This window comes from Frigoribacterium sp. CFBP 8751, assembly GCF_014841545.1.
GTDB lineage: Bacteria > Actinomycetota > Actinomycetes > Actinomycetales > Microbacteriaceae > Frigoribacterium.
On the sequence record NZ_JACYUB010000003.1, the window covers coordinates 198,148 to 211,138 of the forward strand.

Sequence of the window (12,991 nt, forward strand, 5' to 3'; positions counted from 1 at the left end):
GAGGACGGATTCCATGGCTCTCACGCCAGCACACCAGCAGTTCAGCACGGTTCCCGAGGCCAGCGGCCTCTACGACCCGCGCAACGAGAAGGACGCCTGTGGTCTCGCCATGGTCGCGACCCTCCGCGGAACCCCTGGCCACGACATCGTCGACACCGCCCTTCGAGCCCTCCGGAACCTCGAGCACCGAGGTGCCGTCGGCTCCGACGCCGGCACCGGCGACGGTGCGGGCATCCTCTGCCAGGTGCCCGACGAGTTCCTCCGTCACGAGGTCGACTTCGACCTGCCGCCGGCAGGCCGGTACGCGGTGGGCATCGCCTACCTGCCCCTCGACGAGCAGGAGCGCTCCGAGCTCAAGACGGGCATCGAGCGCATCGCCGACCTCGAGCACCTCGACGTGCTCGGCTGGCGCGAGGTCCCCGTGCGACCCGACGAGCTGGGCACCCTCGCGCGCAACGCCATGCCCGCCTTCGAGCAGCTCTTCGTCGCGAGCAGGCACCACGACGCCGACGGCGTCCCGCTCGCCGGTGTCGCGCTGGACCGCCAGGCGTTCCGGCTGCGCAAACGTGCCGAGCGCAAACTCTCGGCCTACTTCACCTCGCTGAGCAGCCGGACCATGGTCTACAAGGGCATGGTCACCACACTGCAGCTGGAGCCCTTCTACCCCGACCTGAGCGACGAACGCTTCGCGTCGAAGCTCGCCATCGTGCACTCGCGCTACTCGACGAACACGTTCCCGTCGTGGCCGCTGGCGCAACCGTTCCGCATGATCGCGCACAACGGCGAGATCAACACGGTCCGGGGCAACCGCAACTGGATGCGCGCCCGTCAGTCCCAGCTCGAGAACGAGCTGATCGGTGACCTCAAGCCCATCCTTCCGATCGTCAGCCCGGGGGCGAGTGACTCGGCGTCGTTCGACGAGGTCGTCGAGCTGCTCAGTCTGACCGGCCGGTCGTTGCCGCACGCGGTCATGATGATGGTGCCCGAGGCCTGGGAGAACCAGGTCGACATCGACCCGACCCTGCGCGACTTCTACGAGTACCACTCCATGCTCATGGAGGCGTGGGACGGCCCGGCCGCCATCACGTTCACCGACGGCACGCACGTCGGTGCCACCCTCGATCGAAACGGCCTGCGACCGGGCCGCTACCTCGTCACCGACGACGGCCTCGTGGTCCTCGCGAGCGAGATCGGCGTCATCGACGTCGACCCCGCCAAGGTAGTCCGCAAGGGCCGGCTCCGCCCCGGCAAGATGTTCCTGGTCGACACCGAGGCCGGGCGCATCGTCGAGGACGACGAGATCAAGCGCGATCTCGCCACGGCGGCGCCGTACGGCGAGTGGCTCGCCGAGGGGCGCATCCACCTCTCCGAGCTGCCCGAGCGCGAGCACATCGTGCACACCCCTGCGTCGGTCACCCGCCGTCAGCGCACCTTCGGGTACACCGAAGAAGAGGTCCGCATCCTGCTGACCCCGATGGCGAAGACCGGTGCGGAGCCCCTGGGGGCCATGGGAAGCGACACGCCGATCGCCGTCCTGTCGGAGCGTCCGCGCCTCCTGTTCGACTACTTCACACAGCAGTTCGCCCAGGTGACGAACCCGCCGCTCGACTCGATCCGCGAGTCGGTGGTCACGTCGCTCAAGCTCGGCCTCGGCCCCGAGCGGAACCTGCTCGCCGCGACGCCCGAGCACGCCCGTCAGGTGATCCTGGACTTCCCGGTGATCGACAACGACGAGCTCGCGAAGATCCAGCACATCGACCCGAGCCCCGGCTCCCGCAAGACGTCGACCATCCGTGGGCTGTACCGGGCGGACAAGGGCCCACGGGCGCTCGAGAAGCGCATCGCCGCCATGTGCAACGAAGTGGACGACGCCATCGAGGCCGGCGCCGAGTTCATCGTGCTCTCCGACCGCGACTCGAACGCCGACTTCGCCCCCGTGCCGTCCCTGCTCATGATCGCCGCGGTCCACCACCATCTGATCCGCACCGAGAACCGCATGAAGGTCGGCCTGATCGTCGAGGCCGGCGACGTGCGCGAGGTGCACCACGTGGCCACCCTGATCGGCTACGGCGCGTCCGCGGTCAACCCGTACCTCGCGATGGAGACCTGCGAGAACCTCGTACGCGCGGGCATGATCACCGGGTTGAGCCCCGAGGACGCCGTACACAACCTGATCAAGGCGCTCGGCAAAGGCGTGCTCAAGATCATGTCGAAGATGGGCATCTCGACGGTGTCGAGCTACGCCGCGGCACAGGCGTTCGAGGCCGTGGGCCTCAGCCAGGAGTTCGTCGACACCTACTTCACCGGCACCTCGTCGATGCTCGGCGGCGTCGGAATCGACGTCATCGCTGCCGAGAACAAGCAGCGTCACACGAGTGCCTACCCGAGCGACGGCTCCGTCATCGCCCACGAGCGGCTTGCCACCGGTGGCGAGTACCAGTGGCGCCGCGAGGGCCCCCGGCACCTCTTCAACCCCGACACCGTGTTCCGGCTCCAGCACGCCACGCGCACGCGCCGCTACGACATCTTCCGCGAGTACACCAAGCTGGTCGACGACCAGGCCGAGCAGCTGATGACGCTGCGCGGGCTGTTCCGGATCAAGCACGGCGTGCGACCACCCGTGCCGCTCGACGAGGTCGAGCCCATCGAGGCGATCGTCAAGCGGTTCTCGACAGGAGCGATGAGCTACGGCTCGATCTCGCAAGAGGCCCACGAGACCCTCGCGATCGCGATGAACCGCCTCGGCGGGAAGTCCAACACCGGCGAAGGCGGTGAGGACGTCGACCGGCTGCTCGACCCCGAGCGCCGCAGTGCCGTCAAGCAGGTGGCCTCCGGCCGGTTCGGCGTCACGAGCATGTACCTGACGCACGCCACCGACATCCAGCTCAAGATGGCGCAGGGCGCCAAGCCCGGCGAAGGTGGTCAGCTGCCGCCGACCAAGGTCTACCCGTGGGTCGCGCGCACCCGGCACGCCACGGCGGGCGTCGGCCTCATCTCCCCGCCGCCGCACCACGACATCTACTCGATCGAAGACCTGAAGCAGCTCATCTTCGACGTCAAGCGTGCCAACCCCAAGGCACGCGTCCACGTCAAGCTCGTGAGCCAGTCGGGCATCGGCGCGGTCGCGGCGGGGGTCACGAAGGCCCTGGCCGACGTCGTGCTCGTGTCCGGTCACGACGGGGGCACCGGCGCCAGTCCACTGAACTCGCTGAAGCACGCGGGTACGCCCTGGGAGATCGGCCTGGCCGAGACCCAGCAGACCCTGATGCTCAACGGCATGCGCGACCGTGTGGTCGTGCAGGTGGACGGTCAGATGAAGACCGGTCGTGACGTCCTCATCGCCGCCCTGCTCGGCGGAGAGGAGTTCGGTTTCGCGACGGCGCCGCTCATCGTCGAGGGCTGCATCATGATGCGGGTCTGTCACCTCGACACCTGCCCGGTGGGCGTGGCGACGCAGAACCCCGAGCTCCGTGCCCGTTTCTCGGGCAAACCGGAGTTCGTCGTCAACTTCTTCGAGTTCCTCGCCCAGGAGGTGCGCGAGTACCTGGCCGCCCTGGGTTTCCGCAGCCTCGACGAGGCCATCGGCCGGACGGACGTCCTCGACGTCGACCGCGCCGTCGACCACTGGAAGGCATCGGGTCTCGACCTGGCGCCGGTGTTGGTCGGGCCGACCTTCGCCGACGACGAGCCCCGTCGCAACCACACCACGCAGGACCACGGTCTCGATGAGCACTTCGACGTTCAGTTGATCGAGCGCAGCGCGGACGTGCTCGAGAACGGCGGACACGTCGAGATCACGCTGCCCGTCCGCAACACCGAGCGCGCGGTCGGCACCATGCTCGGGCACGAGGTCACCCTGCGACACGGCGAGCACGGGTTGCCCGACGGCAGCATCGATATCAACCTCAGCGGCTCGGCCGGTCAGTCGCTCGGAGCCTTCCTGCCCTCCGGCATCACGCTGCGACTCGAAGGCGACAGCAACGACTACGTGGGCAAGGGGCTCTCCGGCGGCAACGTCGTCGTACGCCCTCCCCGCGGCAGCGCCTTCGCCGCCGAGGAGAACGTCATCGCCGGCAACGTCATCGGTTACGGCGCCACCCAGGGCAGCATGTTCCTGCGCGGCATCGTGGGGGAGCGCTTCCTGGTCCGCAACTCCGGGGCCAGCGCGGTCGCCGAGGGCGTGGGTGACCACGCGCTCGAGTACATGACGGGCGGCCTCGCTGTCATCCTCGGCGACACGGGCCGCAACCTCGGCGCGGGCATGTCGGGCGGCACGGCCTACGTGCACCGACTCAAGCCCGAACGGGTCAACGCCGAGGCGCTCGCGTCCGGTGAACTCGAACTCCACCCGCTCGGCAGCGCCGACGTCGAGATCCTCACCGATCTGCTGCAGCGGCACCTCGCCGAGACCGGATCGCCCGTGGCTCAGCGCATGCTCGACGACCTCGACGCCACGACGGCCGAGTTCGTCAAGGTGCTGCCCCGCGACTACGCCGCCGTCCTCGCCACCCGGCAGACGGCCGTCGACGAGGGTCTCGACCCCGATGGCGACGAAACCTGGAAGAGAATCCTGGAGGTGACCGGTGGCTGACCCCAAAGGCTTCCTGAAGACGCAGTCCCGCGAGCTACCCAAGCGCCGCCCCGTGTCGGTCAGGCTCATGGACTGGAAAGAGGTCTACGAGCAACAGGAGAGCGGCGAGCTCCGTCGCCAGGCGGGCCGCTGCATGGACTGTGGCGTGCCGTTCTGCCATCAGGGCTGCCCGTTGGGCAACCTGATCCCCGAGTGGAACGACCTCATGTGGCGCGGCGAGGGCCGCCAGGCCATCGAGCGCCTTCACGCGACCAACAATTTCCCCGAGTTCACGGGCCGTCTCTGCCCCGCGCCGTGCGAGTCGTCGTGCGTCCTGGGGATCAACCAGCCTCCGGTGACCATCAAGCAGGTCGAGGTCTCGATCATCGACCAGGCCTTCGCCAACGGCTGGGTGACCCCGCACCCGCCCGAGCGCCTCACCGGCAAGACGGTCGCGGTGGTCGGTTCGGGCCCCGCCGGACTCGCGGCCGCCCAGCAGCTCACCCGCGCGGGCCACACGGTCGCCGTGTACGAGCGCGAGGACCGCATCGGCGGTCTCCTGCGCTACGGCATCCCCGACTTCAAGATGGAGAAGAAGCAACTCGAGCAGCGCATCGCCCAGATGCAGGCCGAGGGCACGCGCTTCCGCGCCCGGGTCGAGATCGGCCGCGACATCGCCTGGGACGACCTCAGGGCCCGCTACGACGCCGTCGTCGTCGCGACGGGGGCCACCGTTCCTCGTGACCTGCCGATCCCGGGACGCGACCTGTCCGGCATCCACTTCGCCATGGACTACCTCGTGCAGCAGAACAAGGCCGGAGCGGGCGACACGGTGGCCGACCAGATCACGGCCGAGGGCAAGCACGTCGTCGTCCTGGGTGGTGGCGACACCGGTGCCGACTGCATCGGCACCGCACACCGTCAGGGTGCCCTGTCGGTGACCAACCTCGCGATCGGTCAGCAGCCGCCCGACGAGCGCCCCGAGGCCCAGCCGTGGCCGATGTTCCCCACGTTGTTCGAGGTGTCCAGCGCCCACGAAGAGGGCGGCGAGCGGGTCTACCTGGCCTCGACCGTCGAGTTCCTGACGAACGAGGTCGGTGAGGTGCGGGCCATCCGCGTCGCCGAGACCGAGTACGTCGACGGCCGACGGGTCCCCAAGGCGGGCACCGAGCGCGAGGTCCCCGCCGACCTCGTCCTCCTCGCGCTCGGATTCACCGGGCCCGAGCGCGACACCATCGAGGGACAGCTGCGGCTCACCTTCGACGGTCACGGATCACTCGAGCGTGGCGCGACGTACGAGACCGGCGAGCCCGGCGTCTTCGTGACCGGTGACGCAGGTCGAGGTCAGTCGCTCATCGTCTGGGCCATCGCCGAGGGGCGGGCCACGGCCTCGGCCGTCGACGCCTACCTCGAGGGCGAGACCGTGCTGCCCTTCCCGGTGAAGCCCACCGATCGGTCCATCTCGGTCTGATCCCGCCTTCCGACGGGAATAGGGTGGGAGTCGGGCTGTAGTCGTCCCTCCCCCCTTTTCCCCCCACACGAACGGAACACATGAGACGCGCAAAGATCGTCGCCACCCTCGGGCCGGCGACGTCGAGCTACGACGACATCCGGGCGATCATCGACGCCGGCGTCGACGTCGCCCGCATGAACCTCAGCCACGGAAGCTACGACGTCCACGAGGGCGTCTACGCGAACGTCCGCCAGGCGTCCGCCGACTCTGGCCGCGCCGTCGCGGTCCTCGTCGACCTGCAGGGCCCCAAGATCCGCCTCGGCAAGTTCGCCGACGGTCCGCACGACCTCGAGGTCGGCGACGTGTTCAAGATCACCACGGACGAGATCCTGGGTTCGAAAGAGATCTGCGGCACGACGTTCAAGGGCCTGCCCGACGACGTCAAGGCGGGCGATCCACTCCTGATCGACGACGGTCGCGTCAAGCTGCGCGTCCTCGAGACCGACGGGACCGTCGTCACGACCGAGGTCGTCGTGGCCGGGACCGTCTCGAACAACAAGGGCATCAACCTCCCGGGCGTGGCCGTCAACGTCCCCGCTCTGTCCGACAAGGACGAGGCCGACCTGCGTTGGGGTCTCCAGCTCGGTGCCGACCTGATCGCCCTCTCGTTCGTGCGTGACGCGGACGACGTCGTGCGCGTGCACGAGATCATGGCCGAAGAGGGCCGGAAGGTCCCCGTCTACGCCAAGATCGAGAAGCCCCAAGCGGTCGACAACCTCGAGGCGATCATCGACGCGTTCGACGGCATCATGGTCGCCCGCGGTGACCTCGGCGTCGAGCTGCCCCTCGAGGCCGTGCCCATCGTGCAGAAGCACGCGGTCGAGCTCTCGCGTCGCATGGCCAAGCCGGTCATCGTCGCCACGCAGATGCTCGAGTCGATGATCTCGAGCCCGATCCCCACGCGAGCCGAGACCTCCGACGTCGCGAACGCCGTCCTCGACGGCACGGACGCGGTCATGCTCTCGGGCGAGACGAGCGTCGGCGAGTACCCCGTCATCACGGTGCAGACGATGGCGCGCATCGTCGCCTCCACCGAAGAGCACGGTCTCGAGCGCATCCCCCCGCTGGGCACCCGTCCCCGCACCCAGGGCGGCGCCATCACGCTCGCCGCGGCCGACGTCGCCGAGTTCGTCCAGGCGAAGTTCCTCTGCGTCTTCACCGAGTCGGGTGACTCGGTCCGTCGCATGTCGCGTCTCCGCCACGCGATCCCCATCCTGGCCTTCACGCCCAACGAGGCCATCCGTCGCCGCATGGCCATCAGCTGGGGCGTGCAGTCCTACCTGGTCGAGACCGTCACGCACACCGACGCGATGTTCGCGCAGGTCGACGACATCCTGCTCGGCAACGATCTCGCCGAGTCGGGTGACAAGGTCATCGTGATCGCCGGGTCCCCTCCCGGAATCGCGGGTTCGACGAACGACCTCCGGGTGCACCGTGTGGGCGACGCCCACGGCGAGGCCGCCCCGGCCTACGCATCGCAGCCCTGACACACCGCGACACTCCTGGCGAAGCCGGGGCGATCCCACCGGATCGTCCCGGCTTCGTCGTGGCGGCGGGGCGTACGCTCACCGCATGTCCGTGGACGCCCGACACCCCTCGTGCTTCGAATTCGAGGCCCGCTTGTACGTCGTGCCGTCGTGGAGCGGTCACGGCGTGGCCGAGACCCGACGCAGCCTTGGCCCCCAGATGCCGGAGACCGGCCGAGGAGGCGCGGGGCCGGGCCGGTGGGCGACCCTCGGTGCCGTCGTCGGCGGTTCGTTCCTCGGGGGAGTAGCCGCGACGGTCTGGCGGGTCGACGGGCTCTGGGCCCTGTCGCTCATCGTCTTCCTGGGGGCCGTGGTGGGTGCCGTTCTCGCCATCGGCACGCGGACGATCTTTCGTGAGGGAACCGACGACCAGGTGCCTGCTGCCGATGCGACGAGCCCGTCGGACGGCCCCCTTCCGGTCGTCGAGGTTCCCTGGGACGTGGCCCGCGCGGCTCCCGAGGACTCCACCGGGGACGAACTCGTCCTCTGGTCGACCCTCACCAGCCGGTATCGCGACGCCCGTGAAGCCCTGGTCGCCGGCGGCGGTGACGACGACCGGTTCACCGATCCCCGCGAGGCCGGAGCACGGATCGCCGAGTGGGAGTCCGCCTACCGGACGGCCAGCCAGGACTACGAACCGGTGGCGCGCCTCCTCGGCTTTCCGCTTCCGTGAGATTCCGCCCTCTCTCGTCCCACGAGCCGGAGACGGAGAAAGCCCCGACCCGCGTGAGCGGATCGGGGCTTTCGGTTCAGTGGCGGGCGAACCCGCCGACTGACGGCGTCACGAGGACGCCACCGAGTCAGATGACGCGGATGTTCTCGGCCTGGAGGCCCTTGTTGCCCTGAGCCGTGTCGAACTCGACCTTCTGGTTCTCTTCCAGGTTGCGGTAGCCGTCGCCGGCGATCGCGGAGAAGTGCGCGAAGACGTCAGTGGTTCCGTCGTCGGGGGTGATGAAGCCGAAGCCCTTTTCGGAGTTGAACCACTTAACGGTGCCTGTTGCCATTTTTCTATTTCCTTCAATCAGAGTTGTCGATCTCGATTTCGAGATCGCTCGTCGCGGTGCCTTTTTGTCCGCTCCCTCTGAGAACGACGCCACCGTCGGAACCCCTCTCGGTGAGAGGAGGCCTTCGGCACGTCGCGAGATACAAATGCGTAACACAACAACCAGTGTCATCAGCGTAGTGCACGGATGCCCACGGGCACACCCTCTGGGCGGAACTCGTGTCGGCGTGTCGTCTCGAAGGCCGGACGAGGCAAGGAGAGCCACATCTCGTCGGCCTGGTTCTCGACGGGGCTGGTGCCGGATGTGGGACTCGAACCCACACGCCCTCACGGACAGAGCATTTTGAGTGCTCCGCGTCTGCCATTCCGCCAATCCGGCGCACAACAACCAGGTCGACAATACCGTAGGCTTCACGTCGTGAGTGACCAGGAAGCAACCCCAGCAGCACCCCGTCGCGTCGTCGTGGCCGAAGATGAGTCCCTCATCCGCCTCGACATCGTCGAGATCCTCCGCGACAACGGTTTCGAGGTGGTGGGCGAAGCCGGAGACGGCGAGACCGCGGTCGCCCTCGCGACCGAGCTGCGCCCCGACCTCGTCATCATGGACGTCAAGATGCCCCAGCTGGACGGCATCTCGGCCGCCGAGCGGCTCTCGAAGGCGCACATCGCGCCCGTCGTCCTGTTGACGGCCTTCAGCCAGAAAGAACTCGTCGAACGGGCGAGCGAAGCCGGCGCCCTCGCCTACGTCGTGAAGCCCTTCACGCCCAACGACCTGCTGCCCGCGATCGAGATCGCCCTCTCGCGGTACGCACAGATCATCACCCTCGAGGCCGAGGTCGCCGACCTGGTCGAGCGGTTCGAGACCCGCAAACTCGTCGACCGGGCCAAGGGCCTGCTCAACGAGAAGATGGGTCTCACCGAGCCCGAGGCCTTCCGCTGGATCCAGAAGGCGTCGATGGATCGACGCCTGACGATGCACGACGTGGCCCAGGCGATCATCGAACAGCTGAGCGCCAAGAAGTAGTCGTCCGCGACGAGAGAAGGCCCGCCCCGACGACCGGAGCGGGCCTTCTCCCGTCGGTGGCCTAGTCGCGAGCGTCCGTGAGGAAGTTCGTGATCCGCACCGTCGACAGGAGACGACCTCGATCGTCGGTCATGACGACCTGGTGCGTGGTGAGCGTGGAGCCGAGGTGCAGGGCCGTGCAGGTGCCCGTCACCCACCCCGTCGCCGCCGACCGACTGTGACTGGCGTTCAGTTCGATGCCCATGGCGACTTGGCCGGGTCCGGCGTGGACGTTCGCGGCCACCGACCCCAGGGTCTCCGCCAGGACGACGTGCGCGCCACCGTGCAGGATGCCGACCGGCTGCGTGTTGCCCTCCACGGGCATCCGGCCCACGGCCCGCTCGGCGCTCATCTCGTCGATGACGATGCCCATCTTCTCGGCCAGCGCGCCGACGCCTCGACGGCGGAACAGCTCGACGGCGGCGTCGCTCAGGGACGCGTCCGAGGAGACGGTCCTCTCGGCGTCGTTCGGGACGGCGGACGGACTGCTCATGGCTCTCCGGGTGATCGGACCGAGGCGCCCGGCGACGGTGTCGGGGGTGCCCGCTAGGCTGACGTGGTGACGGACGACACGAAGCCTACCCTCCTGGTCATCGACGGCCATTCCCTTGCTTTCCGGGCGTTCTACGCCCTGCCGGTCGACAGTTTCGTGAATCGCGAAGGCCAGCACACCAACGCCATCCACGGCTTCATCTCGATGCTGCTCAGCCTGCTCAAGGCCGAGAAACCGACGCATCTCGCCGTCGCGTTCGACATCTCGCGTTTCTCCTTCCGCACCCGTGAGTACCCCGAGTACAAGGGCACTCGCTCAGAGACACCGCCCGAGTTCGTCGGCCAGATCCCGCTCCTGCAAGAGGCGCTGCACGCCATGGGCATCACCACGATCACGAAAGAGGACTTCGAGGCCGACGACATCCTCGCGACCCTCGCCACCCGCGGTCGCGACGACGGGTACCGGGTGTTGGTGGTCTCCGGCGACCGTGACGCCATCCAGATGGTCAACGACGACGTCACGCTCCTCTACCCCTCGGCCCGCGGTGTCAGCGAGCTCACTCGGTACGACCGCGACAAGGTCTTCGAGCGGTACGGCATCGAGCCCCACCAGTACCCCGAGGTCGCCGCCCTGGTCGGCGAGACGAGCGACAACCTCATCGGCATCGACAAGGTGGGGGAGAAGACAGCCGTCAAGTGGATCAACCTCTACGGCGGTCTCGACGAGATCATCGCGCGGGCCGACGAGATCAAGGGCGTCGTCGGGCAGAAGCTCCGCGAGCAGAAAGAGAACGCCGTCCGCAACCGCCGACTGAACCGCCTCGTCACCGACGTCGACCTCCCGGTGGGCCCCGGCGACCTCGAACGCCGGGGCATCGACGAGGCCGCCGTTCGCGAGCTGTTCGACAAGCTGCAGTTCCGAACGCTGCTCGACCGCGTCCTGGCCTTGTCCGAGTCGGGCGACCCGTCGACGGCGAACGCGGGTGAGGCATCGGTGACGGCGGCCCCCGAGGGCCTCCCGGTCGTCCGGACCCTCATCGACGAAGAACTCGCCTTCTGGCTGAAGAAACACGCGTCCGACCCCGAGAAGCCCGTCGGCCTGACGGTCGAGTACGGGACGGACGGCATCGTCGGGCTCGGCATCTCGTCCCTCGACGAGTCGGCGTACGTGCCGTGGGCCGCCGGACGCGGCGACTACGTCGCCCTCGAGGCCTGGCTCGACGACGCCACACCCAAGGTGGTCCACGACGCGAAGCGGGCCTACAAGGCTCTCTCGCGCGCCGGCCTGACGCTGACCGGCATCGTCGGCGACCCCCGGGTCGCCGCCTGGCTGCTGCGCCCGGGCCGCACATCGTTCGCACTATCCGACCTCGTCTACGAGCAGCTGGGCGAGACCCTGCCCGTCGGTGACCCCAACCAGCTCGTGTCGGCCGACGACGACGTCAACGTGGCATCCGAGGCCTGGTACGTCCTCCGGCTCTCCGAGTCGTTCGTGGCCGCCCTCGACGAAGGCTCCCGACGAGTGCTCACCGAGATCGAACTGCCGCTCGTGCCGGTGCTCGGCGACATGGAGCTCACGGGCGTCGCGGCGGACCGCGACACCCTCAAGGCACTCTCGCTGCGTCTGGGTGAACGGGCCGGCGAGCTGGCCACGGCGGCCTTCGCCGAGATCGGCCGCGAGGTCAACCTCGGCTCACCCAAGCAGCTGCAAGAGGTACTGTTCGAACAGCTCGAGATGCCCAAGACCCGGGCGACCAAGACGGGCTACTCGACCGACGCCGCCTCCTTGGCCGATCTGCAAGAGAAGCACCCGCACCCCTTCCTCGACCTGCTGTTGAAGCACCGCGACGCGACGAAGCTGCGCCAGATCATCGAGACCCTCGAGAAGTCGATCGCCGACGACGCCCGCATCCACACGACCTACGACCAGACGGGCACGACGACCGGGCGCATCTCGTCCGTCGACCCCAACCTCCAGAACATCCCGGTCAAGGCCGCCGTCGGGCGAGAGATCCGCGCCGCGTTCGTGCACGGGCCCGACTACGAGACGCTCCTCACGGCCGACTACTCGCAGATCGAGATGCGCATCATGGCGCACCTCTCGGGTGACGAGGGGCTGATCCAGGCGTTCAACGAGGGCGAGGACTTGCACCGGTTCGTCGGTGCCCGCATCTTCGGGGTGGAACCCGCCGACGTCAGCCCTGCCATGCGCACCAAGGTCAAGGCCATGTCCTACGGCCTCGCCTACGGGCTCAGCGCCTTCGGCCTGTCGAAGCAGCTGCGCATCGAGACGGCAGAGGCACGCCAGCTCATGACCGACTACTTCGCCCGTTTCGGTGCCGTACGCGAATACCTCCGCAACGTCGTCGAGCAGGCTCGCGAAGACGGCTACACCGAGACCATCTACGGTCGGCGCCGCCCGTTCGCCGACCTCAAGTCCCCCAACCGCGTCCTGCGCGAGAACGCCGAGCGGGCCGCGTTGAACGCGCCGATCCAGGGCTCGGCGGCCGACATCATGAAGATCGCGATGCTCGGCGTCCGGTCCGAACTCGACGAGCGAGAGATGGGCTCGCGCGTCCTGCTGCAGGTGCACGACGAACTCATCGTCGAGGTCGCACCGGGCGAGGTCGACGACGTGCAAGAGATCGTCAGCCGACGCATGAGCAGCGCGGCCGACCTGCGTGTGCCGCTCGACGTCAGCGTCGGCCTCGGCGAGAGCTGGGACGCAGCAGCCCACTGACCAGACGACGTCCGTACCCGAGAGGCCGACCACCCGAGGTCGCCTCCGAGCCGTGGTCGGCGACGGCGGGCCGGCTGGTCCTGC

The 12,991-nt window shown here is 68.4% G+C and carries 8 protein-coding genes and 1 tRNA gene; 6 read left to right on the plus strand and 3 right to left on the minus strand.

What is annotated here, in order from left to right; all coding sequences use genetic code 11:
- Positions 1–13 precede the first annotated feature (13 nt).
- From gltB to IFT88_RS10190, 4 genes are all read left to right on the plus strand, one after another.
- Complete coding sequence (gene gltB, locus IFT88_RS10175; protein WP_192120426.1) at positions 14–4,591, plus strand: glutamate synthase large subunit; 4,578 nt, start codon at positions 14–16, stop codon at positions 4,589–4,591.
- Positions 4,584–6,041 carry a glutamate synthase subunit beta gene (locus tag IFT88_RS10180; RefSeq protein ID WP_043592786.1) on the plus strand — a complete coding sequence of 486 codons (1,458 nt, stop codon included), beginning with the start codon at positions 4,584–4,586 and terminating at the stop codon, positions 6,039–6,041. The genes gltB and IFT88_RS10180 overlap by 8 nt, the downstream gene beginning before the upstream one ends.
- Positions 6,042–6,121: 80 nt before the next feature.
- The gene (pyk, locus tag IFT88_RS10185; protein ID WP_043592789.1) at positions 6,122–7,570 is read left to right on the plus strand and encodes a pyruvate kinase; all 1,449 of its coding nucleotides are present in this window, start codon (positions 6,122–6,124) and stop codon (positions 7,568–7,570) included.
- Positions 7,571–7,655: 85 nt separating this feature from the next.
- Positions 7,656–8,282 (plus strand): GlsB/YeaQ/YmgE family stress response membrane protein, encoded by a 627-nt coding sequence (locus tag IFT88_RS10190; RefSeq protein WP_192120428.1) that lies wholly within the window; start codon positions 7,656–7,658, stop codon positions 8,280–8,282.
- Between the two features lie 127 nt (positions 8,283–8,409).
- Here IFT88_RS10190 and IFT88_RS10195 read toward each other — a convergent pair whose 3' ends face one another.
- Both IFT88_RS10195 and IFT88_RS10200 read right to left on the minus strand, forming a co-directional pair.
- Complete coding sequence (locus IFT88_RS10195; protein WP_043592793.1) at positions 8,410–8,613, minus strand: cold-shock protein; 204 nt, start codon at positions 8,611–8,613, stop codon at positions 8,410–8,412.
- A 292-nt stretch (positions 8,614–8,905) separates the two neighbouring features.
- A tRNA-Leu gene (locus IFT88_RS10200) sits at positions 8,906–8,991 on the minus strand.
- A gap of 39 nt (positions 8,992–9,030) precedes the next feature.
- Between IFT88_RS10200 and IFT88_RS10205 the strand changes: the two genes are divergently transcribed.
- Positions 9,031–9,636, plus strand: a complete 606-nt coding sequence (locus tag IFT88_RS10205) for an ANTAR domain-containing response regulator (RefSeq protein WP_043592796.1) — start codon at positions 9,031–9,033, stop codon at positions 9,634–9,636.
- 61 nt (positions 9,637–9,697) lie between these two features.
- On the opposite strand, the gene IFT88_RS10210 is transcribed toward IFT88_RS10205, so the two are convergent.
- A complete protein-coding gene (locus IFT88_RS10210) occupies positions 9,698–10,168 on the minus strand; it encodes a PaaI family thioesterase (protein WP_192120430.1) in 471 nt (156 codons plus the stop codon).
- 66 nt (positions 10,169–10,234) lie between these two features.
- On the opposite strand from IFT88_RS10210, the gene polA reads away from it, so the two are divergent.
- A complete protein-coding gene (polA, locus tag IFT88_RS10215) occupies positions 10,235–12,907 on the plus strand; it encodes a DNA polymerase I (RefSeq protein ID WP_192120432.1) in 2,673 nt (890 codons plus the stop codon).
- The last annotated feature ends 84 nt before the right edge of the window (positions 12,908–12,991 follow it).

Excerpts from the sequence above, each read along its gene's own strand:
- pyk (WP_043592789.1), top strand. The coding sequence starts at position 6,122 with ATGAGACGCGCAAAGATCGTCGCCACCCTCGGGCCGGCGACGTCGAGC.
- IFT88_RS10210 (WP_192120430.1), bottom strand. The coding sequence starts at position 10,168 with ATGAGCAGTCCGTCCGCCGTCCCGAACGACGCCGAGAGGACCGTCTCC.
- IFT88_RS10195 (WP_043592793.1), bottom strand. The coding sequence starts at position 8,613 with ATGGCAACAGGCACCGTTAAGTGGTTCAACTCCGAAAAGGGCTTCGGC.
- gltB (WP_192120426.1), top strand. The coding sequence starts at position 14 with ATGGCTCTCACGCCAGCACACCAGCAGTTCAGCACGGTTCCCGAGGCC.
- IFT88_RS10190 (WP_192120428.1), top strand. The coding sequence starts at position 7,656 with ATGTCCGTGGACGCCCGACACCCCTCGTGCTTCGAATTCGAGGCCCGC.